Annotated in this window: 25 protein-coding genes and 1 tRNA gene; 4 read left to right on the forward strand and 22 right to left on the reverse strand. The window is 55.7% G+C overall.

Translation table 11 applies throughout. From position 1 onward, the window contains the following. Window positions 1–3 precede the first annotated feature (3 nt). The 20 genes from EIEH_RS11655 to sdhC all read right to left on the reverse strand — a co-directional run bounded on the left by EIEH_RS11655 (window position 4) and on the right by sdhC (window position 19,589). A tRNA-Lys gene (locus EIEH_RS11655) sits at window positions 4–79 on the reverse strand. 173 nt (window positions 80–252) lie between these two features. After that, window positions 253–1,038 carry a cell division protein CpoB gene (cpoB, locus tag EIEH_RS11660; protein WP_015872112.1) on the reverse strand — a complete coding sequence of 262 codons (786 nt, stop codon included), beginning with the start codon at window positions 1,036–1,038 and terminating at the stop codon, window positions 253–255. A gap of 24 nt (window positions 1,039–1,062) precedes the next feature. Beyond that, window positions 1,063–1,575 carry a peptidoglycan-associated lipoprotein Pal gene (gene pal, locus EIEH_RS11665; protein ID WP_015872113.1) on the reverse strand — a complete coding sequence of 171 codons (513 nt, stop codon included), beginning with the start codon at window positions 1,573–1,575 and terminating at the stop codon, window positions 1,063–1,065. Between the two features lie 46 nt (window positions 1,576–1,621). Further along, the gene (tolB, locus tag EIEH_RS11670) at window positions 1,622–2,914 is read right to left on the reverse strand and encodes a Tol-Pal system beta propeller repeat protein TolB (protein WP_015872114.1); all 1,293 of its coding nucleotides are present in this window, start codon (window positions 2,912–2,914) and stop codon (window positions 1,622–1,624) included. A 144-nt stretch (window positions 2,915–3,058) separates the two neighbouring features. Then, the gene (gene tolA / locus EIEH_RS11675; RefSeq protein ID WP_015872115.1) at window positions 3,059–4,228 is read right to left on the reverse strand and encodes a cell envelope integrity protein TolA; all 1,170 of its coding nucleotides are present in this window, start codon (window positions 4,226–4,228) and stop codon (window positions 3,059–3,061) included. 135 nt (window positions 4,229–4,363) lie between these two features. Further along, window positions 4,364–4,786: a colicin uptake protein TolR gene (tolR, locus tag EIEH_RS11680; RefSeq protein WP_015872116.1), complete on the reverse strand. Its 423-nt coding sequence runs from the start codon at window positions 4,784–4,786 to the stop codon at window positions 4,364–4,366. Between the two features lie 12 nt (window positions 4,787–4,798). Beyond that, window positions 4,799–5,482 (reverse strand): Tol-Pal system protein TolQ, encoded by a 684-nt coding sequence (gene tolQ / locus EIEH_RS11685; protein WP_015872117.1) that lies wholly within the window; start codon window positions 5,480–5,482, stop codon window positions 4,799–4,801. After that, window positions 5,479–5,874, reverse strand: coding sequence for a tol-pal system-associated acyl-CoA thioesterase (gene ybgC / locus EIEH_RS11690; protein ID WP_035609650.1), 396 nt, complete (start codon window positions 5,872–5,874; stop codon window positions 5,479–5,481). The genes tolQ and ybgC overlap by 4 nt, the downstream gene beginning before the upstream one ends. A 250-nt stretch (window positions 5,875–6,124) precedes the next feature. Further along, window positions 6,125–6,418, reverse strand: a complete 294-nt coding sequence (gene ybgE / locus EIEH_RS11695) for a cyd operon protein YbgE (protein WP_035609656.1) — start codon at window positions 6,416–6,418, stop codon at window positions 6,125–6,127. Then, entirely contained in the window at window positions 6,418–6,528 is a 111-nt protein-coding gene (gene cydX / locus EIEH_RS17790) for a cytochrome bd-I oxidase subunit CydX (RefSeq protein ID WP_071525723.1), read from the reverse strand. Before cydX ends, ybgE begins: the two co-directional genes overlap by 1 nt. Before the next feature lie 19 nt (window positions 6,529–6,547). Beyond that, window positions 6,548–7,687 (reverse strand): cytochrome d ubiquinol oxidase subunit II, encoded by a 1,140-nt coding sequence (gene cydB, locus EIEH_RS11700; RefSeq protein ID WP_015872120.1) that lies wholly within the window; start codon window positions 7,685–7,687, stop codon window positions 6,548–6,550. 15 nt (window positions 7,688–7,702) lie between these two features. Continuing rightward, window positions 7,703–9,265, reverse strand: a complete 1,563-nt coding sequence (gene cydA / locus EIEH_RS11705; protein WP_015872121.1) for a cytochrome ubiquinol oxidase subunit I — start codon at window positions 9,263–9,265, stop codon at window positions 7,703–7,705. A 627-nt stretch (window positions 9,266–9,892) separates the two neighbouring features. Next, entirely contained in the window at window positions 9,893–10,765 is an 873-nt protein-coding gene (gene sucD, locus EIEH_RS11710; protein WP_015872122.1) for a succinate--CoA ligase subunit alpha, read from the reverse strand. Next, window positions 10,765–11,931 carry an ADP-forming succinate--CoA ligase subunit beta gene (sucC, locus tag EIEH_RS11715; protein ID WP_015872123.1) on the reverse strand — a complete coding sequence of 389 codons (1,167 nt, stop codon included), beginning with the start codon at window positions 11,929–11,931 and terminating at the stop codon, window positions 10,765–10,767. Before sucC ends, sucD begins: the two co-directional genes overlap by 1 nt. 89 nt (window positions 11,932–12,020) lie before the next feature. After that, window positions 12,021–13,232 carry a 2-oxoglutarate dehydrogenase complex dihydrolipoyllysine-residue succinyltransferase gene (odhB, locus tag EIEH_RS11720; RefSeq protein WP_015872124.1) on the reverse strand — a complete coding sequence of 404 codons (1,212 nt, stop codon included), beginning with the start codon at window positions 13,230–13,232 and terminating at the stop codon, window positions 12,021–12,023. Window positions 13,233–13,287: 55 nt separating this feature from the next. Further along, complete coding sequence (sucA, locus tag EIEH_RS11725) at window positions 13,288–16,095, reverse strand: 2-oxoglutarate dehydrogenase E1 component (protein WP_015872125.1); 2,808 nt, start codon at window positions 16,093–16,095, stop codon at window positions 13,288–13,290. A 261-nt stretch (window positions 16,096–16,356) separates the two neighbouring features. Then, on the reverse strand, window positions 16,357–17,073 hold the full coding sequence (locus tag EIEH_RS11730; protein ID WP_015872126.1) for a succinate dehydrogenase iron-sulfur subunit: 717 nt from the start codon (window positions 17,071–17,073) through the stop codon (window positions 16,357–16,359). An 18-nt stretch (window positions 17,074–17,091) separates the two neighbouring features. Further along, complete coding sequence (sdhA, locus tag EIEH_RS11735; RefSeq protein ID WP_015872127.1) at window positions 17,092–18,858, reverse strand: succinate dehydrogenase flavoprotein subunit; 1,767 nt, start codon at window positions 18,856–18,858, stop codon at window positions 17,092–17,094. Continuing rightward, on the reverse strand, window positions 18,859–19,206 hold the full coding sequence (sdhD, locus tag EIEH_RS11740) for a succinate dehydrogenase membrane anchor subunit (RefSeq protein WP_015872128.1): 348 nt from the start codon (window positions 19,204–19,206) through the stop codon (window positions 18,859–18,861). It lies immediately after the preceding gene. Then, entirely contained in the window at window positions 19,200–19,589 is a 390-nt protein-coding gene (sdhC, locus tag EIEH_RS11745) for a succinate dehydrogenase cytochrome b556 subunit (protein WP_015872129.1), read from the reverse strand. The genes sdhD and sdhC overlap by 7 nt, the downstream gene beginning before the upstream one ends. Before the next feature lie 630 nt (window positions 19,590–20,219). Between sdhC and EIEH_RS11755 the strand changes: the two genes are divergently transcribed. Continuing rightward, complete coding sequence (locus EIEH_RS11755) at window positions 20,220–21,503, forward strand: citrate synthase (protein ID WP_015872131.1); 1,284 nt, start codon at window positions 20,220–20,222, stop codon at window positions 21,501–21,503. On the opposite strand, the gene nei is transcribed toward EIEH_RS11755, so the two are convergent. Then, window positions 21,478–22,353: an endonuclease VIII gene (nei, locus tag EIEH_RS11760; protein WP_015872132.1), complete on the reverse strand. Its 876-nt coding sequence runs from the start codon at window positions 22,351–22,353 to the stop codon at window positions 21,478–21,480. The two genes, EIEH_RS11755 and nei, sit on opposite strands and share 26 nt — an antisense overlap. 227 nt (window positions 22,354–22,580) lie before the next feature. On the opposite strand from nei, the gene EIEH_RS11765 reads away from it, so the two are divergent. From EIEH_RS11765 to EIEH_RS11775, 3 genes are all read left to right on the forward strand, one after another. Further along, window positions 22,581–23,117, forward strand: coding sequence for a GNAT family N-acetyltransferase (locus EIEH_RS11765; RefSeq protein ID WP_015872133.1), 537 nt, complete (start codon window positions 22,581–22,583; stop codon window positions 23,115–23,117). Between the two features lie 300 nt (window positions 23,118–23,417). Then, complete coding sequence (locus EIEH_RS11770; RefSeq protein WP_015872134.1) at window positions 23,418–23,756, forward strand: zinc ribbon domain-containing protein YjdM; 339 nt, start codon at window positions 23,418–23,420, stop codon at window positions 23,754–23,756. A gap of 764 nt (window positions 23,757–24,520) precedes the next feature. Then, complete coding sequence (locus EIEH_RS11775) at window positions 24,521–25,240, forward strand: LuxR family transcriptional regulator (protein ID WP_015872136.1); 720 nt, start codon at window positions 24,521–24,523, stop codon at window positions 25,238–25,240. On the opposite strand, the gene EIEH_RS11780 is transcribed toward EIEH_RS11775, so the two are convergent. Then, the gene (locus tag EIEH_RS11780; protein ID WP_015872137.1) at window positions 25,221–25,886 is read right to left on the reverse strand and encodes an acyl-homoserine-lactone synthase; all 666 of its coding nucleotides are present in this window, start codon (window positions 25,884–25,886) and stop codon (window positions 25,221–25,223) included. The two genes, EIEH_RS11775 and EIEH_RS11780, sit on opposite strands and share 20 nt — an antisense overlap. Window positions 25,887–26,524 lie beyond the last annotated feature (638 nt).

Here is a 26,524-nt window from a genome sequence, read left to right on the forward strand (position 1 = left end):
GAATGGTGGGTCGTGCAGGATTCGAACCTGCGACCAATTGATTAAAAGTCAACTGCTCTACCAACTGAGCTAACGACCCATTCCGTACGCCGCCGCGACTAGCTTCACACTTTGTCTTGGCAACGGCGGCATATATTACCCATTTATCTCGACAGCGCAACCAAAAATTCTCAGAATCCAGTCAATTGGTTGCGCTTCATACACACGGGGCCGGAAAACAGGCAATACGCCTGATTTCCGGCCCGTTCAGGGTTATCCCATGCGTTTTTGCGCCAGCTTGGCCGCATCGCTGTTCGGATATTGTTTGATCACCTGCTGGTAGACGGCGTTGGCCTTATCGGCCTGCCCTTTCTCCTGCATGATCACACCGACCTTATACATGGACTCCGCGGCCTTGGGCGATTTGGGGTAGTTTTTTACCACCACGGCATAATAATAGGCCGCATCGTCCTTTTTCCCCTTGCTGTAAAACAGCTGCCCCAGCCAATAATTGGCGTTGGGTTGATAGGTAGAGTCCGGATACTGTTTGATAAAGGTCTGAAAAGCCGAGATTGCCTGATCATTCTGCTTCTTCACCAGAACCAGATCGACGGCGCGGTTATAGTCCACGTTGGCATCACCGCCGCTGGCGGCCGCCTGCTGGGCTGCCGCCGGGGGATTGGCCTCCGCCACCTGTGGGTCGGATGTCGCTGCCGACGATGACGCTGACGCACCCTGGGGGGCACTGCCGCTGCTCAAACTGTCCATCTGCTGATAGATCTGTTTCTGACGTTCCTCGATCTGATTCAGTTGATATTGGTTTTCCTGGATCTGCCCGCGCAGAGTGTCAATATCACGCTGGTTATCGGAAAGCTGTTGCTGAAGCTGGGTCAACAGCTGGCCCTGAGCGTTGGTAATACGCTCAAGGGAGGTCACCCGGTCTTCCACCGAGCCGGAGCCGACGCTACTGATTGGCGCTTGGGCAGTAGCGACCCAGGGGGCCGCTACGCCAACCAGTAACGACAGACCCATCATATGACGCCTGAAGTTACTGCTCATTCGCTACTCGTCTAGGTAACAGAATTAATAGACCAGTACGGCACGACGGTTTTTCGCGTATGCCGCTTCATCGTGACCCAGTACTGCAGGCTTCTCTTTACCATAGGAAACGATATCGATCTGATCGGCGCTAACGCCTTTACCCTGCAGATACATCTTCACCGCATTGGCGCGCCGCTCGCCCAGCGCGATGTTGTACTCCGGCGTACCGCGCTCATCGGTATGGCCTTCTACGGTGACTTTATAGGACGGATTGCTGCGCAGGAACGCCGCGTGGGCATCCAGCTCCTGCATGTAGTCCGGCGTCACATCGTATTTATCCAGGCCGAAGTAAACGATGTTGTTTTTCTGCAGCTCCTGCATCTGCAAACGAGCCTGTTCATCAGAAGAGAGATTGCTGCTGCTGTTTTCCATACCTTTGGCGCCCATGCCCATACCGGACTGATCGTCATTGGTGTTTTTCTTTGAACTACAGGCAGCCACGGCCATGATCGGCAGTACCAGCATCAACCCCTTGAGAACTTTGTTCAGTTGCATCTTATTGATCCTTTTAAATTTATATAAGTATAGTTTTATTCATGCATCACAGATACGGCGACCAGGCAGGGAACTTAACCTGACCATCGGTCGCCGGAAGACGCGCTTTAAAACGCCCGTCTATCGATACTAACTGCAGCACGGAGCCCAGTCCCTGGGTAGAACTGTAAATCACCATGGTGCCGTTCGGCGCGATACTCGGCGTTTCATCCAGGAACGTATCCGTAAGAACCTGAGTGGCATTCGTTCCAAGATCCAGTTTAGCAATATGCTGCGCGCCTGCACTGCTGCTCACCATGACCAGGAATTTCCCGTCAGGGCTCACTTCGGCATCCTGATTCTGGGAACCTTCCCAGGTCAGGCGCTGCGCGACACCGCCGTTGATGTTCATTTTATAAATCTGCGGCCGGCCAGCCTGGTCAGAGGTAAAGGCCAGGTTTTGGCTGTCCGGGAACCAGGTGGGCTCCGTGTTGTTGCTGCGTCCATCGGTCACCTGGCGGATGGCGCCGGAGGCCAGATCCATCACGTACAGGTTGAGACTACCGGTCTTGGAGAGCGCAAACGCCAGCTTGCTGCCATCCGGAGAGAAGGCCGGAGAACCGTTATGACGCGGGAAGGAAGCCACCTGACGGATCGCGCCGTTGGACAGGGTCTGGATCACCAGCGCCGAGCGACCGCTCTCAAAGGTCACATAGGCCAGCTTGCTGCCGTCCGGTGACCAGGCCGGCGACATCAACGGCTCGGCGGAGCGATGTACCACAAACTGATTATAGCCATCATAGTCAGCCACACGCAGCTCATAGGGGAACTGGCCACCGTTGGTCTGCACCACATAGGCAATACGGGTGCGGAAAGCCCCCTTGATACCGGTCAGCTTCTCAAACACTTCATCGCTGGCAGTATGGGCTGCGTAGCGCAGCCACTGCCCGGTCACCTTATACTGGTTCTGCACCAGCACACTGCCCGGGTTTCCGGAGGTATCCACCAGCTGGTAAGAGACCAGATAGCTGCCGTCCGCGCCTGGCTGCACCTGACCGACCACCACAGCATCGATCCCCAGCGCCGTCCAGGCGGCAGGAGAGACCTCGGCGGCCGCCGACGGTTGCTGCGGCATCCGGCTGGCATCGATCGGATTAAACTTACCACTGTTGCGCAGATCAGCGGCGATGATGCCACCGATATTTTCCGGTGCCGTACCCGGCCCCATCCACTTAAACGGCACTACACCAATCGGTCGGGCTGAGTCTACCCCCTGGGTTATCACGATTCGGACTTCGGCATGGAGCACGCTGGCCCACAGGACGAGTAGCCCCACCATCAAACGAAACGCCTGCTTCATCTTATCTCCCTTATCCGACCCTCTGGCCACGATAAATTAGCAGAATTTAAACAAATCAATGTCAACAACACTACATGCCGCCGCAGAAGACCATCAGCCTAATCCGATAACGATCCGCCGATTGCCGCCGTGGCGCCGAGTTCATCACTGCGGCTGAAACACCACCGGTGCATTTTTAAATACCTGATACACCGCGTCGCTGGGCGGCTTGGGATAGCGCGCCTGACGCGCAGCGGAAAGTGCAGCCTGACACAACGCCGGATCGCCTCCTTCCGCCTTTACATCGATCAGCAGGCCATCGGGCGCCAGCTTGATGCGTAGATCGCAGGTTTTTCCAGCATAACTTGGGTCAGTATAAAACTTCGCCATAATTGCGCTTCTAATTTGATTTCCATAGCCGCTAATTTCTGCACCAGAGGCGCCAGAAGCCTTACTATTGCCTTTACCATCCGGGCCCGCCTTACCGCTGTTACCGGGCGTGCCACCATTGGCAGTACCTTTCGGTGCATTTTTCGACGATGCCAGACCGCCAAACAGATCGTCCACCTCATCAGCCTGTTTCGCGGCCGCCGCCGCCTTCTTCGCCTCAGCGGCTTTTTTGGCCTCAGCAGCTTTTTTGGCATCAGCCTTTGCCTTCGCTTCTGCCGCCACCTGCGCCTTGGCCTCCGCCTTCGCGTCCGCCGCAGCCTTGGCCTCCGCCGCTTTCTTCGCCTCTTCCGCCGCCTGCTTCTTCGCGGCGTCGGCGGCCTTCTTCGCCGCCTCGTCAGCCTGTTTCTTCGCGGCGAGGGCGGCTTTTTTCACCTCTTCCTCGGCCTGTTTCTTAGCTTCAGCAGCCGCTTTCGCCGCCTCCTCCTTCGCCTGCTGCACCGCCAGCGCAGCCGCTTTCTTCGCCTCTTCCGCTGCCTGTTTTTTCGCCTGCTCCGCGGCTTGTTTGGCCTCTTCCGCCGCCTGCTTGGCATCTTCCTGCGCCTGCAAGCGCTCTTTCTCCAATACCTTCAGGCGCTGTTGCTCTTCAGCCCGCTTACGCTGCATCTCCTGCGCCTGCTTTTCCGCTTTCTGCTGACGCTGCTGCTCCGCACGCTGGGCTGCATTCTGCTGCTCCTGCTGGCGGTTGTACTGCTGCACGACCGCATTCGGATCCACCATCACCGCGTCGATCGCAGAACCGCCGCCGCCGCCATCCCCTCCCTCACTCATCGGGTTATCCTGCATCAGGGAGCCCCAAATCAGCAGGCCGATCAGGACAATGTGCAAAATCACCGAGATGATGACAGAGCGATTCAGCTTATCTTTTTGCTCAGTTGCATTTCCCACAATTCGATTCCAACCGCTAGTCGCTTCCAAGATCCTGCCGGGCCAGGCCACCACTCGCCGCGCTGGCACCGTAAAATAAAGACACGCAGCCTGTACAGGCTGCATGTCTGCTTACGCTACGCGACGGCGAATCCCTTAAATCGGCTGCGTCATCAGTCCCACGGAGGTGACTCCGGCCTGATGTAATAAATTGAGCGCCTTAATAATTTCATCATACGGCACCTCTTTGGCTCCCCCGATCAGAAACACCGTTTTCGGATCAGCCTTAAGCTGTGCCTGCGCCTCGGCGATCACCTGCTCCGGCGGCAGCTGCTCCATGCGGTTATGATCCACCACCACAGCATACTGCCCTATTCCGGAGACCTCCACGATCACTGGCGGGTGATCGTTGGTGCTGACGGTTTTCGACTCCGCCGCATCCGGCAAATCCACCTCAACGCTTTGCGTAATAATCGGCGCCGTCGCCATAAAGATCAGCACCAGCACCAACAGCACGTCGAGCAGCGGAACGATGTTGATTTCCGACTTGAGATCGCGCCGCCCACCTAATCTTGCCATGCTATCCTCAACTTACTTGCCGTCAGCGGCAAAGGCCTGGCGATGCAGAATGGCGATGAACTCTTCCATGAAGTTTTCATAGTTCTGCTCCAGCTTATTCACCCGCAGGTTGAGGCGGTTATAGGCCATAACGGCCGGAATCGCAGCGAACAGACCGATCGCCGTCGCGATCAGCGCCTCGGCGATGCCCGGTGCCACCATCTGCAACGTCGCCTGTTTCACGGCGCCCAGACCGATAAAGGCGTGCATAATTCCCCAAACGGTACCGAACAGGCCGATATAGGGGCTGATAGAGCCGACGGTACCCAGGAATGGAATGTGGTTCTCCATCGCCTCGATCTCCCGATTGAGCGAAATACGCATCGCACGCGATGCCCCTTCGATCACCCCTTCCGGTGCATGGCTATTCATGCGGTGCAGGCGGGCAAACTCCTTAAACCCTGAATAGAAGATCTGCTCAGATCCACTCAGGCCGTCGCGACGGGTCTGGCTTTCCTGATACAGACGGGAAAGCTCGATGCCGGACCAAAATTTATCCTCAAAAGCCTCAGCATCACGCGTAGCCGCATTCAGGATGCGGGTGCGCTGGATGATGATCGCCCAGGAGGCAACCGAAAAGCATATCAATACCAGCATGATAAGCTTTACCAGCAGACTTGCTTTCAGGAATAAATCCAGAATATTCATGTCAGTCACTGCTTAAACTCCGCGACAATAGACTTTGGAAGCGCAATCGGCTTCATTAGATTTTGATCGATACATGCAATCAGCACATCGGCCCGACTGAGAACCAAGCCTTCAGAATTGACAATGCGCTGCGCAAACGTAAGGGAAGCCCCCCGCAGCGCGGAAATTTCGCTCTCCACCACCAACAGATCGTCCAGTCGGGCGGGAGCCAGATAGTCCACGGTCATGCGACGGACCGCAAAAGCGACATGCTCAGCCAGCAGCTGTTGCTGACTAAAATGATGTTGACGCAGCATCTCCGTGCGCGCTCTTTCATAAAAGGCGATGTAGCGTGCGTGATAGACTACACCCCCGGCATCGGTGTCCTCAAAGTACACCCGTACCGGCCATTGGAATACCATATGACTCACTCTACATCCCAGTATAGCTTAACAACGCGGATACTATACGCAACTGAAATGGGGTTTGGAATGGGGGATAAACCCGAGAGCTAAAATAATTATGGGTCACTGGATGACCCATAATAGAAGTGAACGATCACTGACTTACCGATAAGCAGGCGGCGCTTGATACAGGCCTGCCTCCGCGCGCCTGATAACGCCTTTCTCAGTGCGACATCGGACGCATCGCCCTGAGCAAGCGCCCCGAATCTCAGCAGAAAAAGAACAGCAGTCCGGCGATCAGTATGATCAGCGCCGGCAGCGGTGAAAAGAACGCACGCCAGCGCAAACGACGGGGATGAAACCCAACCCCGTGCACCACGCCGCTGCAGACGGCCCACATCAGCAGCAGCCCTTGCCAGATCGCCAGCGAACTGGTTTTTGCCGCAAAGCGGGTCGGATCCCAAAAGATACAGCCCGCCAGTACCAGCGCTAAAATCAGGGAAAGTGTCCGCAGCGGGCCCTTATCCATCAGGCTATACAGCCTGTCTGCCAGTTCGGTCATCATTTACCGTCTTGTGCCGCCTTGGCCTCGCGACTCTCAATCGCCATCGCGGTGATGATAGCGAAAAAGCAGGCCATAAGCGTTCCTAAAATCCAGGCAAAATACCACATGCTTCAGCTCCCCAGCGGATTAGTACAGTGAGTGGTTATTGTTTTCGATAAAGTTTTTGTCCAGTCGGCCAAACATCTTGTAGTAGCTCCACAGAGTGTACAGCAGCACGATGGGTACAAAAACGATCGCCACAACCGTCATCACCTTCAGCGTCAGCAGGCTGGAGGTGGCGTCCCACATGGTCAGGCTCATGTTCGGGTTAGTAATGGACGGCATCACGAACGGGAACATAGTCACACCGGCGGTCAGGATCACGCAGGCGATGGTCAGCGAAGAGAACAGGAATGCCCATCCGCAGCGATCCAGACGGGAGGTCAGGATAGTCAGCAGCGGCAGCACCACGCCCAGCGCCGGAATCAGCCACAGGGTCGGGTGTGCATTAAAGTTCACCAGCCAGGCACCGGCCTGATGCGCCACCTCTTTATGCAACGGGTTGGACGGCGCCGCGTGGTCGAGGACCGAAGTTACGATATAGCCATCGATCCCCTTCACCAGCCATACCCCGGCCAGCAGGAAGGCCAGCAGCATCACCAGCGCGCAGATCTGCGTCGTGGCGCGGGCACGCAGACGCAGTTCGCCAGCGGTCTTCATCTGCAGATAGGCCGCCCCCTGCACCAGCAGCATGGTCAGACTGACCACGCCGGCCAGCAGGGCAAACGGATTGAGCAGCTGGAAGAAGTTGCCGGTATAAAACAGGCGCAGATACTCATCGATATGGAACGGTACACCCTGCAGCAAGTTACCGAACGCCACACCAAAAACCAGCGCCGGTACGAAACTACCGATGAAGATGCCCCAGTCCCACATGTTACGCCAGCGCGGATCGGCAATCTTGGATCGGTAGTCAAAGCCCACCGGGCGGAAGAACAACGCGGCCAGTACCAGGATCATTGCCACATAAAAGCCGGAGAAGGCGGCGGCGTACACCATCGGCCAAGCGGCAAACAGCGCGCCGCCCGCGGTGATCAGCCATACCTGGTTACCGTCCCAGTGCGGCGCGATGGCGTTAATCATCACCCGCCGTTCGGTATCGGTTTTACCGAGGATACGGGAGAGGACCCCAACCCCCATATCAAAACCATCGGTGATCGCAAATCCGATCAGCAGCACCCCGACCAGCAGCCACCAGATAAAGCGCAATACTTCATATTCGAACATAGTGTGGACTCCTGTTTACCGTGCGTCTACCGCATTCGTCTGCTCAAAATGATAGCGGCCGGTCTTCAGGCTGCTCGGCCCCAGTCGGGCGAACTTGAACATCAGATACAGCTCAGCGATCAGGAACAGCGTATACAGACCGCAGATCAGAATGATCGAAAACCACAGGTCGCCTGCAGTCAGCGACGAGTTGGCAACCGCCGTCGGCAGTATATCGTTGATCGCCCACGGCTGACGGCCATACTCGGCCACAAACCAGCCTGCCTCACAGGCAATCCACGGCAATGGTATCCCCAGCAGCGCGGCGCGCAACAGCCAGCGCTTCTCACCGATGCGCCCGCGCACCACGCTGTAGAACGACGCCAGGATCAGCAGCGTCATCAACACACCACAGCCGACCATGATACGGAAAGCGAAGTACAGCGGCGCTACTTCAGGGATGGAGTCTTTGGCTGCCTTGGTGATCTGCGCGTCGCTGGCCTGAGCCGGGTTATCGGTATAGCGCTTCAGCAGCAGACCGTAGCCCAGATCCTGCTTGCTGCGGTTAAAAGCGTCGCGCACCGCCGGATCGGTATTGCCGGTACGCAGCTCCTGCAGCAGCTGGTAGCTCTTCATCCCGTTACGGATGCGCCCCTCATTCTCCTTCATCAGATCCTTCAGGCCAATAACCTGCTGATCGAGAGAGCGGGTAGCAATCAGGCCCAGCAGATACGGTACCTCAATCGCGTAGCGGTTACTCTCCGTCTGCTGATCCGGGATGGCGAACAGGTTGAAAGAAGCCGGCGCTGGCTGGGTTTCCCACTCGGCCTCAATGGCCGCCAGTTTGGTCTTCTGCACGCTCCCAATCTCATAGCCAGACTCATCCCCCAGCAGGATAACAGCGATCACCGAAGCCATACCAAAGGCGGTGGCGATAGCGAACGAGCGCTTGGCAAAAGCAAAATCACGGCCTTTCAGCAGATAGTAAGCACTAACGCCCAGAATGAACATGGCGCCGGTGATGTAGCCGGCAGAAACGGTATGCACGAACTTTACCTGTGCTACCGGATTCAGCACCAGCTCAGAAAAGCTCAGCATCTCCATGCGCATGGTTTCAAAGTTAAAGTCGGAGGCAATCGGGTTCTGCATCCAGCCGTTGGCCACCAGGATCCACAGCGCGGAGAGGTTAGAGCCCAACGCGACCAGCCAGGTCACCATCATATGCTGCACTTTGCCCAGGCGATCCCAGCCAAAGAAGAACAGCCCGACGAAGGTAGACTCAAGGAAGAACGCCATCAGCCCTTCGATGGCCAGCGGCGCACCGAAGATATCGCCGACGTAGTGAGAGTAGTACGACCAGTTGGTCCCGAACTGGAACTCCATGGTCAAACCGGTAGCGACCCCCAGGGCAAAGTTGATACCGAACAACTTACCCCAAAACTTGGTCATATCTTTATAGATTTGCTTGCCGGTCAGCACATATACCGTTTCCATGATGGCCAGCAAAAACGCCATCCCCAGCGTCAGCGGGACAAACAGGAAATGGTACATCGCCGTTAAGGCAAACTGTAAACGAGACAGTTCGACAATATCAAACATCTTGACTCCTTGCTCCTCGCAGGAAGACTCCGACTTGCGGTAACTCGGCTTCCGTTTCTACGGAAGTCACATAACAACCAGTAATGAATGCCCTTCACCCACAAATGCAACCCGTCCCAATTCTTAACGGCCTACGCTCTCCGCGGCAGCACCGATTTAGCAAGCATAGCGCAGAAAACGTTCGTAACTAAGAACCGAAGAAAGATAACAAATATAACAATAGTTCTGACCATGTATTACAGTCTGACAAATACTACCCTTACAGCCATACACAATAAATCACTTTTTACGTGACGCTGATTGGATTTCCATTGTTAGGTCAATATTCATCTACATACATAACACTAGCAAATATTGACCAACCACAAGATTAACAAAAAAACATACTACAGGCAGTATTTACAATACCAATCCAGATCAATAAGAACAAAAGTCAATCGATTATCAAATACGATGAATTGTATTTATAATGTTAAATAATATCGACATAATTGTTTAATTGTCATCTGCGGTAATATATTTTTTGCAATTCCCTATTTTCACCGCAGTGAATATTTCATTTATCATCTATTGAGACAATAAAAAAAGGCCACTCACCGGTGGCCAAAATTTAAGTAACTCGATACGTCAGGTCAGGGCCTGCAGCGCCGCCTGGCCGATATCTGCCAGGCTACGCACCGTCACAACCCCGGCAGCCTCCAGGGCGGCAAACTTCTCATCCGCGGTGCCCTTACCGCCGGCGATAATCGCCCCGGCGTGTCCCATCCGCTTACCCTTAGGCGCCGTCACCCCGGCGATATATCCGATCACGGGTTTGGTAACGTATGCCTTGATATAGGCTGCCGCCTCCTCTTCCGCGTTCCCGCCAATCTCTCCGATCATCACGATGGCCTCAGTCTGCGGATCGGCCTGAAACAGCGCCAGAATATCGATAAAACTGGCACCAGGGATCGGATCGCCGCCGATACCGACGCAGGTGGACTGCCCTAACCCGACGTCGCTGGTCTGCTTCACCGCCTCGTAGGTCAGGGTGCCGGATCGCGAAACGATGCCGATGCGTCCCGGGCGGTGAATATGGCCCGGCATGATACCGATCTTACAGGCGCCCGGCGTGATTACTCCCGGGCAGTTCGGGCCGATCATCCGTACCCCGGGGCTCTGATCCAGCTTGGCCCGGATCACCAGCATATCCAGCGTAGGTATCCCTTCAGTGATACAAATAATCAGCGAAATACCACCGTCTATCGCCTCCAGAATGGAGTCTTTACAGAACGGCGCCGGTACGTAGATCACACTGGCGTTGGCGCCGGTCGCCGATACCGCCTCGCGCACGGTGTTGAATACCGGCAGACCGAGATGCTCACTGCCCCCTTTGCCCGGCGTTACCCCGCCCACCAGACGGGTACCGTAGGCCAGTGCCTGCTCGGAGTGGAATGTCCCCTGACTGCCGGTAAAGCCCTGACAGATGACCCGGGTTTCGTGATTGATCAGTATTGACATTATTTCCCCTCCACGGCGCTAACCACCTGGCGCGCGGCATCCGTCAGACTGGTGGCCGCAATGATATTCAGGCCGCTGTCGGCCAGTATTCGGGTGCCCAGCTCGGCGTTGTTGCCCTCCAGACGTACCACTACCGGTACGTGAACGCCCACCTCGGCCACGGCACCGATGATGCCGTCGGCGATCAGGTCGCAGCGCACGATACCGCCGAAAATATTGACCAGCACCGCCCTAACGTGCTCGTCGGACAGGATGATCTTAAATGCCTCCGTCACCCTCTCCTTGGTGGCACCACCGCCCACGTCCAGGAAGTTAGCCGGTGCGCCGCCGTGCAGCTTGACGATATCCATGGTGCCCATCGCCAGACCGGCGCCGTTCACCATACAGCCGATGTTGCCCTCCAGCGCAACGTAGTTCAGCTCCCATTGTGCAGCATGCGCCTCACGCGCATCGTTCTGCGCAGGATCCTCCATTTCGAGCAGCGTCGGCTGACGGAACAGGGCATTGCTGTCAACGTCCAGCTTACCGTCCAGGCACAGCAGATCCCCCTGCGGGGTGATCACCAGCGGGTTGATCTCCGCCATGGTCAGATCGCACTGCAAAAACAGCGTCGCCAGTCCCAGGAAAATCTGGCCAAACTGCTGAGCCTGCTTACCACTCAGCCCCAGCTTAAACGCCAGCTCGCGCCCCTGATAGGGCTGCGGGCCGGTCAGCGGATCAAGCGCTACCCTGTGGATCAGATGGGGCGTCTTTTGCGCCACCTGTTCAATCTCCACCCCCCCCTCAGTCGATGCCATGAACACCACACGCCGGGAGCTGCGATCGATAACCGCCCCCAGATACAGCTCACGCGCAATCTCGGTCGCCCCCTCCACCAGAATCTGGCGCACCGGCTGCCCATGGGCATCGGTCTGGTAGGTCACCAAACGCTTACCCAGCCACTGTTCGGCAAAAGCATGGATCGCCTCTTTACTCTCCACGCACTTCACACCGCCCGCCTTACCCCGCCCACCGGCGTGCACCTGACACTTGACCACCCAGGGGCCGCTGCCGATTTTAGAGGCCGCCTCTTCCGCCTGACACGGCGTACTGCAGGCATACCCCTCCGGCGTCGGCAATCCATACTGGGCAAACAGCTGTTTCGCCTGATATTCGTGTAAGTTCATGATGTTCTATCCCTATAGGGGCTGACTCTTATTGTTAGTAGCAGGCCCGCCGACGTGACGGGCCTGGGCATAGCACGGATCAAACGGAGTTACACATCCAGCAGCAGACGCGCCGGATCTTCCAACATCTCTTTTACCGTCACCAGGAAACCCACGGACTCTCGCCCGTCAATTTGGCGATGGTCATACGAGAGCGCCAGGTACATCATCGGCAGGATCACCACCTGGCCGTCTACCGCCATCGGGCGATCCTTAATGGCATGCATTCCCAGGATAGCGCTCTGCGGCGGATTGATAATCGGCGTGGACATCAGAGAGCCGAATACGCCGCCGTTGGTAATGGTAAAGTTACCGCCGGTCAGCTCCTCCACCGTCAGTTTTCCGTCACGCCCCTTCAGCGCCAGCGCTTTAATCTGTTTTTCAATATCCGCCATGCTCAGGGTATCGACATCGCGGATCACCGGCGTAACCAGTCCGCGCGGCGTCGACACCGCAATACTGATATCAAAGTAGTTGTGGTAGACCACCTCTTCACCGTCAAGAGCGGCGTTAACCTCCGGATAACGTTTTAACGCCTCCAATACTGCCTTGATATAAAAGGACATAAAGCCCAGGCGCACGCCGTGACGTTTTTCAAACACCTCACCGTACTGGCTGCGCAGATCCATGATCGGCTTCATGTTCACTTCATTGAAGGTGGTCAGCATCGCAGTGCTGTTTTTCGCCTCCAGCAGGCGCTCGGCCACCCGTTTCCGCAAGCGGGTCATGGGTACCCGCTTCTCACGCCCCGCGCTCAGCGGCGCAGCGGCCTGAGGTGACGCAGCAACCGGCGCTGTGCTCTGCTGCCCGGCCAAATGCTTCGTGACATCCTCCCGCGTCAGACGCCCGCCGACACCGCTGCCCTGCAGCGATGCCGGATCTACGCCATGTTCGGCGACCAGACGACGCACCGCGGGGCTCAGGGCATCGCTGCTGCCCGTATCCAGAGCGGCGGTATGGCGCTCAGCCGGTGTCGATGCTGCCGTCTGCGCCCCACCGGCGATCGCGACGCCGCTCACGTCGGCCGGACGCAGCCGTCCCAACAGCTGGCGCGCCGTTACCGTCGTCCCCTCCGGCTCCAGGATAGCCTCCAACACGCCGGCCTCCGCCGCCGGCACTTCCAGGACCACTTTGTCCGTCTCTATCTCGACGATGACCTCATCGCGGCCGATGCTATCGCCCACCTGCTTATGCCAAGTGGCTACCGTGGCGTCGGCGACGGATTCAGGCAGATCGGGAACCAGAATTTCTACGCTGCTCATTATTTATCCTTATATTAATGCGTGTCGTGAATACGGCCGGTAACGCCCGCATCCTTTATTCCACATTCAGGGCATCATCCACCAACGCCTGCTGCTGCTCACGGTGAACCGACATATACCCCACCGCCGGTGATGCCGACGCCGGACGACCGGCGTAGCGCAGCACCGCGCCAAAGGGGATCACCTCTCGGAAGTTATGCTGACTACAGTACCAGGCCCCCTGATTGAGCGGTTCCTCCTGGCACCAGACAAAATCGTGCGCCTGGGTATAGGGCGCCAGCACCGCCTGCACCGCCTGATGCGGGAACGGGTAGAGCTGTTCGATACGGACGATCGCTACGTTGTCCTGGCCATTCTTCCGCCGCTGCTCCAGCAGATCGTAGTACACCTTACCGGAGCACATCACCACCCGCTTCACCCGCTGGGCATCGAGGGGATCGATCTCCCCGATCGCCGGCTGGAAGCACCCCTGCGCCAGCTCGTCCAGAGAGGAGACCGCCAGCGGATGGCGTAACAACGACTTGGGCGACATCACCACCAGCGGGCGGCGCATCGCGCGCAGCGCCTGACGGCGTAGCATGTGATAAACCTGCGCCGGCGTTGAGGGGACGCAAACCTGAATATTCTGCTGAGCGCACAGCTGCAGGTAACGCTCCAGGCGGGCGGAGGAGTGCTCCGGCCCCTGCCCCTCATAGCCGTGCGGCAGCAGCATTACCAGACCGCACAGGCGACCCCACTTCTGCTCGCCGGAGCTGATGAACTGATCGATCACCACCTGGGCACCGTTGGCAAAATCACCAAACTGCGCCTCCCAGATCGTCAGGGTACGCGGCTCCGCGCTGGCGTAACCATACTCAAAGGCCAGCACCGCCGCCTCGGACAGCACCGAGTCCCACACCTTAAAATCACCCTGACCGTTATGCACGTTCTCCAGCGGCACATACACCGCGCCATCCTTTTGGCTATGGATCACCGAATGACGGTGGAAGAAGGTACCGCGGCCACAGTCCTCGCCAGAGATACGCACCGGAATGCCCTCATCCACCAGCGTAGCATAGGCCAGATTTTCCGCGCCCCCCCAGTCGAATGGCCGCTCGCCCTCGGCCATTTCAGCGCGATCGGCGTAAATTTTGGCAACCCGTGCCTGCATCTCTACCGCCTCTGGCACCCCGCTGATGCGGCGCGCCAGATCCTGCAGACGCTGCGGCACCACAGCGTGGTCGTAAGGCTCATCCCATTCGTGATGCAAATAGGGCTCCCAGGTCACGCTGTGCATGGTCATCGGACGCCATTCCGCCACCACGCAGCCGCCACCATCCAGGGCATCGCGATAGAGGTTGACCATCTCAGTGGCATCTGCCAGAGCGATCACACCTTGCTCCGTCAGGCGATCGGCGTACAACTTGCGCGGCGTCGGATGTTTTTTGATCTTTTGGTACATCACCGGCTGGGTAGCGCTCGGCTCATCCGCCTCGTTATGACCGTGGCGGCGGTAGCACACCAGATCGATAAAGACGTCGCGCTTAAAACAGTTACGGAAATCGAGCGCCAGTCGGGTGACAAAGGCCACCGCCTCCGGATCATCTGCGTTGACATGGAAGATAGGCGCCTGCACCATCTTGCCGATATCGGTGCAGTACTGGGTCGAGCGGGCGTCCAGCGGGTTTGAGGTGGTGAAACCGATCTGGTTGTTAATCACGATACGTACCGTGCCGCCCACCTCATAACCGCGCGCCTGAGACATGTTCAGCGTCTCCTGAACGATGCCCTGACCAGCGACGGCCGCATCGCCGTGGATGGTGATCGGCAACACGATATCGCTACGGGTACGATCCAGCCGATCGCGGCGCGCGCGCACCGATCCCATCACCACCGGACTGACGATCTCCAGGTGCGACGGGTTAAAGGCCAGCGCCAGGTGTACCGGGCCGCCTTCCGTCGCCATATCCGATGAAAAGCCCATATGGTATTTCACATCACCGGTGCCCAGATGATCCTTATGTTTGCCGGCAAACTCATCAAACAGCTCGCCGGCGCACTTGCCCAGGACGTTTATCAGCACATTCAGGCGCCCGCGGTGCGCCATCCCCAGCACCACTTCACGGGTGCCATTGCGTCCGGCATGACGGATCAGCTCTTTCAGCATCGGGATCAGCGCATCGCCCCCCTCCAGCGAAAAGCGCTTGGCACCAGGGAACTTGGCGCCAAGATAGCGCTCCAGCCCCTCGGCGGCCGTCAGCTCCTGCAGAAAACAGCGCTTCTCCTGCGGGCTAAATGCCGGTTGCCCCATCACCGACTCCAGCCGCTGCTGCAACCAGCGCTTCTCGTCGGTGTTGGTCAAATGCATGTATTCGGCGCCGATGGTCCCGCAGTAGGTCTGCTGTAGTGCCCGGTAAAGATCCGCCAGGCGCAGGGTATCGCTGCCGATGGCAAATGAGCCGACGTTAAAGGTTTCGTTGAAATCCTCCGGCGTCAGATGATGAAACGCCGGGTCGAGATCGGCGACCGGCTCCTGCTTCCACAGTCCGAGCGGATCGAGGTTGGCCTGCTGATGGCCACGAAAGCGAAAGGCGTTGATCAGCTGCAGCACCTTCACCTGCTTGGCGTCGGTCTGCGGGTCGTTGAACGCGAGCCCAAAGCGCGCCGGATCTTTGGCCAGGCGGCGGAAGTAATCCCGGGTTTTGGAGTGCAGCTGATCCGGCGGCAGTCCATTAACCGGCAGTTGTTGAAAAAGAGTTTTCCAGCTCCCCTCCACTGAATCGGGATCGGTCAAGTAGTCCTCATACAGCTGTTCTATGTATGACTGGTTCGCGCCCGCCAGATAGGAGGAATCCAGCCAGGCCTTCATGGTGCCGTTCTGCATTGTGATCCCTTAAGCTCGTAAAGCCTGTTATTCGCCGTAGTGAATATCTTATTTTTAACAGATATTCTTGTATTAACTTAATTTTATTAAAAAATTATCGAGATAGTCATCGCCAGTGTCACCCTGTGATAATTCCGCCGACATTCTGAGCACCTTGCTAAGCGCCTTATCTCCTCCCTGACTGTCCCCGTCGCTTCCGACCGGAACAGTGCGCGAAACCATTATCCGGCGTATCGCGCAGAATTCTATGCTGTGTATCCCTCAGGCTCCGCGCTGCAACAGCATAGATTTAATGTGACCAATCGCACGCGTCGGATTTAGCCCCTTCGGGCACACGCTGACACAATTCATGATGCCGTGGCAACGGAATACACTGAAAGCGTCGTCCAGCGTGTCGAGACGCTGCGTCGTCGCCGTGTCGCGGCTATCGATCAGGAAACGGTAGGCCGCCAGCAGCCCGGAGGGACCGACAAACTTGTCCGGGTTCCACCAGAAGGATGGGCAGGCGGTAGAGCAGCAGGCGCACAGGATGCACTCATACAACCCGTCCAGCCTGGCGCGCTCCTCCGGTGACTGCAGATGCTCACGCGCCGGCGGCGTTCGGCCATCGTTAATCAGGTAGGGTTTGATCTTTTCGTACTGGGCATAAAACTGCCCCATGTCCACCACCAGATCGCGCACCACCGGCAGTCCCGGCAGCGGGCGGATGACGATTTTCTTTCCCCCACGGCGCAGGGCCGAGAGCGGGGTGATGCAGGCCAGGCCGTTTTGGCCGTTCATGTTGACCCCATCCGAACCGCACACCCCCTCGCGGCAGGAGCGGCGAAAGGCCAGGGTCGGGTCCTGCTCTTTCAGCTGGATCAGCGCATCCAGCAGCATCATGTCACGCCCCTCTTCCGCCTCCAGGGTATAATCCTGCATGCGCGGTGCGCTATCCACGTCCGGGTTATAACGGTAAACAGAGAATTCGAGTTTCATTACCTGCTCCTCGGCAAATCAGTAAGTACGCACCTTCGGCGGGAAGGCCGCGCGCAGCCGGGGCTGCATGTTGACACGGCGTTGCACCATGCTCTCACTCTCCGGCAGGTACAGGGTATGGCACAGCCAGTTGGCGTCATCGCGCTCCGGGAAGTCAAAGCGGCTGTGCGCCCCGCGGCTTTCTGTACGGTAATTGGCGGCCATCGCGGTGGCGAAGGCCGTCGCCATCAGGTTGTCCAGCTCCAGACACTCGATACGCTGTGTATTGAATTCACTGGAAGTATCGTCCAAACGGGCGTGATCCAGACGCTCACGGATCGTATTCAGCTCGGCCAGCCCCTGAGCCATCGCCTCGCCTTCGCGGAATACCGAGAAGTTGTGCTGCATGCAGGACTGCAGATCTTTGCGGATCTGCACTGGATCCTCTCCATTACGGGTGCCGTTCCAGCGCTCAAGGCGCGCCAGGCTGGCCTCGACATCTGACTCGCCGGCGTCGCGCAGAGGCCCCTGCTCACGCAGGCTCTCCTCCAGATGCAGGCCCGCCGAGCGGCCAAATACCACCAGATCCAGCAGCGAGTTGCCGCCCAGCCGGTTGGCACCGTGTACCGAAACACAGGCGATCTCACCGACGGCGAACAGACCGGGGATCACCCGGTCGGCACCGCTGGCATCCAGGGTCAACGCCTGTCCGCTGATGCGGGTCGGGATCCCCCCCATCATGTAGTGACAGGTCGGGATCACCGGTATCGGCTCCTTGACAGGATCGACGTGGGCAAAGGTGCGCGACAGCTCCAGGATCCCCGGCAGGCGGGACTCCAGCACCTCTTTTCCCAGGTGGTCAAGCTTCAGCTTGGCGTGGGGCCCCCAAGGGCCATCGCAGCCACGTCCTTCGCGGATCTCTATCATGATCGACCGTGCCACTACGTCTCGCCCAGCTAAATCCTTGGCGTTGGGCGCATAGCGCTCCATAAAGCGCTCACCGTGTCTATTCAGCAGGTAGCCCCCCTCGCCGCGACAGCCCTCGGTCACCAGCACGCCGGCACCGGCGATCCCGGTCGGGTGAAACTGCCACATCTCCATATCCTGCAGTGGCACTCCGGCACGCAGCGCCATGCCAACACCATCACCGGTGTTGATGTGGGCGTTGGTGGTTGACTGGTAGATACGCCCGGCGCCGCCGGTAGCCAGAATGGTGGCACGCGCCTTGAAGTAGACCACCTCGCCGCTCTCAATGCACAGCGCCGTACAGCCGACGATAGCGCCATCCTGATTTTTCACCAGATCCAGTGCGTACCATTCGGAGAAGATCGTGGTGTGATTCTTCAAATTCTGTTGATACAGGGTATGCAGCAGCGCATGGCCGGTGCGATCCGCCGCCGCCGCAGTGCGCGCGGCCTGCTCCCCGCCAAAGTTCTTCGACTGGCCGCCAAACGGCCGCTGGTAGATGCGTCCATCCTCCAGGCGTGAAAACGGCAGCCCCATGTGCTCCAGCTCCAGCACGGCATCCGGGCCGGTTTTGCACATATATTCAATCGCGTCCTGATCACCGATATAGTCTGACCCCTTCACGGTGTCATACATGTGCCATTCCCAGTTGTCTTCATGGGTATTGCCCAGCGCGACGGTGATCCCACCCTGGGCCGAAACGGTATGGGAGCGGGTCGGAAACACTTTGGACAGCAGGGCGCAGCGAAATCCTGCCTGAGAAATCTGCAGCGCCGCACGCATCCCTGCACCACCGGCGCCGATCACAACGGCGTCAAACTCTCTGACTGGCAGCTTCATCTATATCCCCCACACAACCAATGTTCCATAAATCAGATAGACCACCAGGACCACCACGATCGCCAGCTGTAGCACCAGGCGCAACGCCAGCGGCTTGACATAGTCGGTCAATACCTGCCACATCCCTATCCAGGCATGGATCAGGATGCACAGCAAGGTCAGCAGGGTAAACACCTGGGTGATCCGCGAAGAGAAGAAGTCAAGCCACAATGTATAGTTGAGTGGGCCTGCGCCGACCACAAAAGCCAGCAGATAGATAACGTACAGCGTGATGACGATGGCGGATGCACGCAGCAGCAGCCAATCCTGAATACCGTTGCGCCCCAGCGCCGATGCGTTGCTTACCATACCCATACCCCCGCACAGACGGAGAGCAGCACGGTCGCGGCAAACGCCAGCTGCGCCGAACGGCATCCTACGCTAAAGCTCTCCTCAAGATAACCAAAGTCCATGAGCAGATGACGTATCCCACCGCAGATGTGATAGGCCAGCGCCGTCAGGATACCCCACAGCACCAGCTTGGCCAGCGCGCTGTCAAGCAGCGCCGCGGCCTGTGCAAACCCGCCGGCAGAAGAGAGGGAGAGCCCGAGCAGCCACAGTAGAATACCGATGGCGATAAAGACGGCGACGCCGCTGACACGGTGTAAGATTGACGCAATCGCAGTGATAGGAAAGCGAATTGTTGGCAAATCCAGATTGACAGGTCTTTGTTTTTTCACATTTTTGCCCACATAACTCTTATTATTTTCCTCCTCCGGGCCTGGGACGGTATCAAGCAGTGGCGCAAATCCCACGAGACTGAGGCAGCGGATCGGCGACAACCGGGGCTGCCCGCGACGGGGATTTGATGCTGGGTGCTCCACTGCAGGCACGCTTACCCTCGGGTAAGTCCCGGAGACCTGGCGGCAGTATAGGGTCGACACAAAATTATTACAATTACAACACAAAATTATTAATAACATTTAACCGGAACAGTGACAGCGGTCACGCATTCACCATGTGTTAGTAAATAAACTGGATTTAAAGATAAAGATGCAACATTTTAGCAACAATGAGAGAATTAAAACTGTGCACTATGATTAGATGTTGCCCAGGCGGCATTCCTATGAGAAAACGTTACGCAGTCGATCAGGAAAGCCTTTTCCATACCGTCAGCATAATAATCATAATCAGTACACAGTTTTGGAAGCATATTTTAACAACGAGTAACGGCAACAGCGTGGCTATCGTGACAGAGGCTGCCCCCGCAGGGTCTGACGCCGTAGGGCAGGATGCCGATCATCACATGCCGGGAAAGCTTAGCACGCTGCACCCAGTACATAGTTAATGAGTCTAAAAATAGCAGTACCAAAGGAGGCTGTATGGCAGAGAAAAAAGCAACGCTGACGGTGGACGCAGAGCATATAGAGCTCGATGTCCTCGAGGGGACGTTAGGAAATAAAGAGATCGATATTCGCAAACTGGGTAGCCAGGGCTACTTCACCTTTGACCCGGGATTTACCTCTACGGCCTCCTGCGAATCTAAAATTACCTATATTGACGGTGATGAAGGGATCCTACTGCACCGCGGCTATCCTATCGATCAGTTAGCCAAAAACTCCTCTTTCCTGGAAGTTTGCTACATTCTGCTGTATGGTGAGACGCCCGATCAGGCGGAATACGATGTATTCAAGAATACCGTCACCCGCCACACCATGATCCATGAGCAGATCACCCGTCTGCTGCAGGGGTTCCGCCGCGACTCCCACCCGATGGCCGTCATGTGTGGCGTTACCGGAGCGCTGGCCGCGTTTTACCATGACTCGCTGGATATCAGCAACGAGCGCCACCGTGAGATCGCCGCGTTCCGCCTGCTCTCCAAGATGCCGACCGTCGCAGCCATGTGCTACAAATACTCGCTGGGACAACCCTTTATCTATCCACAAAATAATCTCTCCTACGCCGGTAACTTCCTACGCATGATGTTCGCGACACCGTGCGAAGAGTACGTGGTCAATCCGGTTCTGGAACGCGCCATGGATCGCATCCTGATCCTGCACGCCGACCATGAGCAGAACGCCTCCACCTCGACCGTACGCACCGCTGGCTCCTCCGGAGCCAATCCATTCGCCTGCATCGCCGCCGGTATTGCCTCGCTGTGGGGGCCCGCCCACGGCGGCGCTAACGAGGCCTGCCTGAAGATGCTGGAAGAGATTAGCCGCGTGGAGCACATTCCAGCCTTTATTAAGCGCGCCAAGGATAAAAATGATTCGTTCCGTCTGATGGGCTTTGGCCATCGGGTCTATAAAAACTACGATCCGCGGGCCACCGTGATGCGCGAAACCTGCCATGAAGTGCTCAATGAACTGGGCATGAATGACAATCTGCTGGAGGTCGCCCTGGAGCTGGAGCACATCGCCCTGAACGATCCCTACTTCATCGAGAAAAAGCTCTACCCCAACGTCGACTTCTACTCCGGTATCATCCTGAAGGCCATGGGGATCCCCTCCAGCATGTTCACCGTCATTTTCGCGATTGCGCGTACCGTCGGCTGGATAGCCCACTGGAATGAAATGCACGAGGATGGTCTGAAGATCGCCCGCCCGCGCCAGCTGTATACCGGCTATACGCGCCGTGACTTCAGCTCACGGCTGAACCAGCGTTAATCATTCCCCGGCGGGAGCGGCTCCCGCCGGTTTTCGCGTTACCCGATGTGTCCTCCAACCCACCCTGACAGCCCGGACAGCCGTAAAACGGACGCGACGCCACCTGTGCACGGATGAGGGTCGTCCCGCAACGTTCACATGACTCCCCCTCACGCTGAAATACCCGAAAACGGAACAGCGTCCCGTGATGGCGGCCCGTATCGATCTGACCACGCGTTACATAGGAGAGACGCGGCACTGCCAGCAACGCATGGCAGAGCGATGTCAGCTGCGCTGGGGTCAGATCCGTCGCCCGCCGCTGCGGCGGCAGCTCCACCTGCCACAGGATCTCCACCCTCAGGTAGTTACCCAGTCCCGCCAGAAAGCGCTGATCCAGCAGCAGGGCACCCAGCTGACGACGGCGAAACGCTGGCGAACACAGACGCTCTCGCACCTGCACCTCCGTCAGGGCGGGATCCAGTACATCGGGGCCAATCCGCAGTAAAAAAGGATGGCGAAGGATCTGCGCCCGCGGCGCCAGCTGAATATCGGAGGCGCTATAAAGCAAAATAGCCCGCTCGGCGGTCTCCAGGCGCACGCGCAGCGAGCGCGACGTCGGTGGTATCTGGCCAGTGGCGGCCACCCGCCAGATGCCGTACAGCTGATTATGACTGTACATGCTCACACCGTTGGAAAAGTGAATCAGCAGCGCTTTGCCACGCGCCTCAATCGTCGTAACCCGGCAACCGACCAGTCCAGCGGCGTGCCGCTGAAGAGACGGCACGCCAAACCAGACCTGGGTCAGCGTTCCTCCCCCAACCGCGGCGCGCAGTTCATCTGCCACCCGGCGAATTTCTGGTCCTTCCGGCATTTATTCCCCCTGATTGCATATGTTAGGCAACGTGGCCGAAAATGGATCCTCCCCTGCGCAGACCTGAGCACCGTATCGAGTCGGGTATACGTAAGTGGTACCACTGCAACTGTTTTCAATCCCATTGCACGGAAGCCCTTTTTTGCCGCCCTGGCACTGTCGACAAGCGCTATAATGGCAGCTCGACGGCGCGCCCTGCTCTGGACGCCCCTCACACAGGAGCTCCCATGCATCACACAGCCCTGCAGGCCGGACCCGATCTGGCGCTGATCCCGGCGCACCCGCGCTTCGCCCATGCCCTCTTCACGCTGGTCGACAACAACCGCGATCACCTCGCCCGCTTTATGCCCTGGTCCTACAGTATGGTCCATGTAGATAACACGCTGCAGACCCTGAGTGCCCAGGCCGATGCCCACCGGGCGGGGAGTGCACGCTACTATGTTATTGTTTACCGCCAACAGTGTATCGGGCTGATCTCACTTAACAGCATCGATCGTGAGCGTCGCTGTGCGCCGATCGGCTACTGGATCGATCGAGCCCATCAGGGGAAAGGACTCATATCCGCCGCCCTGCAGGCCCTGATGCGCCACTGCGTAGCGCAGGGCCTGGTCACCCGATTCGTCATTCAATGTATGGTTATCAACAGACGCAGCAACGCCGTCGCCCAGCGCAACGGCTTCACGCTGATCGAAACGCGCCACAACGGCGAGGAACTTGACGGCGTATGCTACGATCAAAATATCTACCTGCGTCGCTTTGACTGATCGGGAATCGACGCATTTCACCGCTATGGCGATGAACGTGCTGAAAGCGATGAATTCCCTCAATAAGTTATCATTCAATAATAGTAATATATTGATATAAATATCAAAAAATAAAAAACGCTATCCTTATCACCGATTTTAATCCGGTGTATATGCGTGATATTAAAATATTTTTCAACAAAAATAATAACTAATGGAGTATAATGTTAGCGTATAGTTTATTTTTACTTGTTTTACCGCCCGGCATCCCTGTCACTCAGGCACTATTCCCGGCGGTTTTTACTTTTTCGAGGCCATAAGATGCAACTACCACACTGCCCGAAGTGTCATTCTGAATACACCTACCAAGACAATGATATGTATGTCTGCCCGGAGTGCGCCTATGAATGGAATAACGCCATCGCAGAGATCGCGGAAGAGGAGGTCCTGATTGTCAAAGACGCCAATGGTAACCTGCTGACGGACGGTGACAGCATCACCGTGATCAAAGATCTGAAGGTCAAGGGCAGCTCCTCAATGCTGAAGATCGGCACTAAGGTCAAAAACATTCGCTTGGTCGAGGGCGATCACAACATCGATTGCAAAATCGACGGCTTTGGCCCCATGAAGCTCAAATCAGAATTCGTCAAAAAGAATTGAGTCAATCCCGCAACAAATAGCAGGCGATAATACCATTAGTAGACAATTAGCTCAGACCATTCGTAAATGAATGGTCTTTTTTAATACTTAATTAATACAAATCATATTTTTTTACCATCTATTTACATCAAGGATGCAATATTTCATGGAGAGTAACATGATAATTATTCGTTGACTTTAGTGACAAAAACTGAGGCTATTATTATTAAATTCTTTTACTATCAAATAGTAATAATAGTTATGATATGAAAATCATCAATGCAGAAGGGTATAATCGCAAGCTTTGTTTCTGTTATTTTGTAAATTATGGAAAAAATATAGCAAGAGGTCTATATTCTGTAGATGTTTTTATGTAAGCTATCCGTGACAGTACAGGACGGAAACATAATGATGATATGTTCTGTTTGTCTTAATATATATATGTAGTGCTTATTGCAATACGTAATGAGTCAATCAGGTGTACTTTCTCTATTTATATGACACGGAAAGTATCATCCTGATTGCAACGTTTTCCCTGGTGTTGGCCAAAATTGGCAACCTGAATCAGCGATGATTCAGGTTTTTTTTTACCTTTTCGGCCTGGTTGTAATTCTATTGACATCTACCAATATCGTCTAGTTAGACTAAGGTATAGTTATCATGTGGATACTGTTTCAGCTGGCTATGTAAAACTCCCGTTGACACGTAAGATAAGGGATGTAATTAGCAACGGAACGTATTACTGTATACTTTTCGCGATAAGGTGATTGGGAGAAAAAACGAGCGTGTTTGCTGATAATGAGAGTCTGACAAGAGAAATCAAGCAATTTATCGATCGGTCACTGGTCGCTTACGGCCACATTCAATTTGCTTATTTATTGCTCAACAAAAAAAATCCATCGGATATTATTATCATCTCCAATTATCCAGATGAATGGGTAACGCTATATAAAGAGCACCATTATCAGCATATCGATCCAGTAGTGATCTCCGCCCTACGTCGGGTATCGCCCTTCCTGTGGGATGAAAAAATCACCGTCAACTCGCAGCTTAACCTCTCAAAAATTTTTAATCTTTCCAAGAAATACCAGGTGAGCAGAGGCTATACCTTTGTACTGCATGACGCAGATAATCAGCTGGCAATGCTTTCACTGATGGTCGACGATCGCGGGCTGGCGGAAATTGAGCGGAACAGAGGCGTCCTACAAATGTTGCTGATCGATGCCCATGAGCGCTTTATAAACGGCCAGCGCCAAATTACCGCACAGCGCCATTGCAGTAACAAAGAGCCTATAGAGAATATTTTCTCCACTCGTGAGAATGAAATTCTTTACTGGGCCAGTATGGGGAAAACATACCAAGAAATCGCACTGATCCTAGGTATTAAAACTGGCACAGTCAAATTTCACATTGGTAATGTTGTCAAAAAGCTGGGGGTATTAAACGCCAAGCACGCAATCCGGCTTGGCGTTGAACTGCAGCTGATTAAGCCGATTGAAGGTTGAGCGCATCGGCGGATTTCAGTACCATGGGCCAACTCTGCAGAGCCTCCTCATCAAAAGGCTGATCCTGATTAATCCGCTCGATCAGCAGACGCTGATTAGCTGCATCCGTCGGTAAATAGACCAGATAGATATCCTGCACCTTCTCCGACACCCCTCGCTCCACCACGGTAATATTCCAGCCGGAACGGGTCAAAATCCGCAGCATCGAATGGCTGACAATCGTATAAATACCGCGGTGACCAGAGGCCATCGTATAGTTAATCATAGCGAGAAACAGTAGATGACACAGCGGGTATTGATTACCCAGCAGAGTTCGGGCGCGACGCTTATCGACAAAGAAGCGGCTAGATTCAAAAAACTGGCTGCTGGCCGGGATCTCACCTTTCTCAAAGTAGCGGAAAAACGTGCCGACAATCATATTGTGATGGCAGGTCTCAATTAAGCGTACGCTGCACACCACATCGTTATCCTTTACTCCCAACAGATAGATTGTATGTTTGCTGTCATACTCATCAAACTCCATCCCATCGCTGCAGGTTACCGCCCAGTTAAGCCGATCCTTAAACGTCCCCTTACGCAGGGAAAATAGCTCTGTTGATGCCGTTCTTGACAGAGACTGATAGTCAACATCAAAAATCTCAAACATTTTCTGTCCCTTAACGCCCTGCCTGTGTACAGGCCTACCACGTAGCCCAGCATAAGCCAAACGGTGCCTTATCCTACGCTGACGTGTGCCAATACAATCCTATATACCATTTACGAAGAAAATATCCGAAAAAGTTCAGAGGAGGGATTAATCCCGCCATGAACCTCTGTGATTGACCATAACATAATAACCCCTGCCAATATACTGAGATTTTATCATCTGCGCCGGTAAATGAAGCTAAAGACACGGCAATAGTACGATCGTCCAGCGGGGGAAGATAAACACCTTATTATTTACAAACAAAAGGTTACGAGATATATAGGTCTTTCTGATTATGCTTCAGCGTCAACTGAAATGCAACTGCGAGACTATAGTAATAACCTAACGTCATACGTGTAATCATTGGGAAAATAATAACTCTCATAACGTTATTTTTATCTTCCTGACGATGCCACAGGCGCCCTCTCAGCCTGCATCAGGCGGTCGACGATCGCCATTTAACGGCAATGATGAAATATCGCTGCCGATTATATTAGGAGAACGAGTAATGGTATTTGTTTGGTATTATCACATCCATGCGGCGGGAAAGACCCGCCGCAAAGCCCCCGCTATGTGCTGAGGGATCCCCAGCAATAGGC

The sequence above is a fragment of the Edwardsiella ictaluri ATCC 33202 genome, assembly GCF_000264785.1.
GTDB classification, from domain to species: Bacteria; Pseudomonadota; Gammaproteobacteria; order Enterobacterales; family Enterobacteriaceae; genus Edwardsiella; species Edwardsiella ictaluri.

Bases quoted from the DNA above. Each gene is read 5' to 3' on its own strand.
- cpoB (WP_015872112.1), bottom strand. From the start codon at position 1,038: ATGAGCAGTAACTTCAGGCGTCATATGATGGGTCTGTCGTTACTGGTT.
- pal (WP_015872113.1), bottom strand. From the start codon at position 1,575: ATGCAACTGAACAAAGTTCTCAAGGGGTTGATGCTGGTACTGCCGATC.
- tolB (WP_015872114.1), bottom strand. From the start codon at position 2,914: ATGAAGCAGGCGTTTCGTTTGATGGTGGGGCTACTCGTCCTGTGGGCC.
- tolR (WP_015872116.1), bottom strand. From the start codon at position 4,786: ATGGCAAGATTAGGTGGGCGGCGCGATCTCAAGTCGGAAATCAACATC.
- ybgC (WP_035609650.1), bottom strand. From the start codon at position 5,874: ATGGTATTCCAATGGCCGGTACGGGTGTACTTTGAGGACACCGATGCC.
- ybgE (WP_035609656.1), bottom strand. From the start codon at position 6,418: ATGACCGAACTGGCAGACAGGCTGTATAGCCTGATGGATAAGGGCCCG.
- cydX (WP_071525723.1), bottom strand. From the start codon at position 6,528: ATGTGGTATTTTGCCTGGATTTTAGGAACGCTTATGGCCTGCTTTTTC.
- cydB (WP_015872120.1), bottom strand. From the start codon at position 7,687: ATGTTCGAATATGAAGTATTGCGCTTTATCTGGTGGCTGCTGGTCGGG.
- cydA (WP_015872121.1), bottom strand. From the start codon at position 9,265: ATGTTTGATATTGTCGAACTGTCTCGTTTACAGTTTGCCTTAACGGCG.
- sucD (WP_015872122.1), bottom strand. From the start codon at position 10,765: ATGTCAATACTGATCAATCACGAAACCCGGGTCATCTGTCAGGGCTTT.
- sucC (WP_015872123.1), bottom strand. From the start codon at position 11,931: ATGAACTTACACGAATATCAGGCGAAACAGCTGTTTGCCCAGTATGGA.
- odhB (WP_015872124.1), bottom strand. From the start codon at position 13,232: ATGAGCAGCGTAGAAATTCTGGTTCCCGATCTGCCTGAATCCGTCGCC.
- sucA (WP_015872125.1), bottom strand. From the start codon at position 16,095: ATGCAGAACGGCACCATGAAGGCCTGGCTGGATTCCTCCTATCTGGCG.
- EIEH_RS11730 (WP_015872126.1), bottom strand. From the start codon at position 17,073: ATGAAACTCGAATTCTCTGTTTACCGTTATAACCCGGACGTGGATAGC.
- sdhA (WP_015872127.1), bottom strand. From the start codon at position 18,858: ATGAAGCTGCCAGTCAGAGAGTTTGACGCCGTTGTGATCGGCGCCGGT.
- sdhD (WP_015872128.1), bottom strand. From the start codon at position 19,206: ATGGTAAGCAACGCATCGGCGCTGGGGCGCAACGGTATTCAGGATTGG.
- EIEH_RS11755 (WP_015872131.1), top strand. From the start codon at position 20,220: ATGGCAGAGAAAAAAGCAACGCTGACGGTGGACGCAGAGCATATAGAG.
- nei (WP_015872132.1), bottom strand. From the start codon at position 22,353: ATGCCGGAAGGACCAGAAATTCGCCGGGTGGCAGATGAACTGCGCGCC.
- EIEH_RS11765 (WP_015872133.1), top strand. From the start codon at position 22,581: ATGCATCACACAGCCCTGCAGGCCGGACCCGATCTGGCGCTGATCCCG.
- EIEH_RS11770 (WP_015872134.1), top strand. From the start codon at position 23,418: ATGCAACTACCACACTGCCCGAAGTGTCATTCTGAATACACCTACCAA.
- EIEH_RS11780 (WP_015872137.1), bottom strand. From the start codon at position 25,886: ATGTTTGAGATTTTTGATGTTGACTATCAGTCTCTGTCAAGAACGGCA.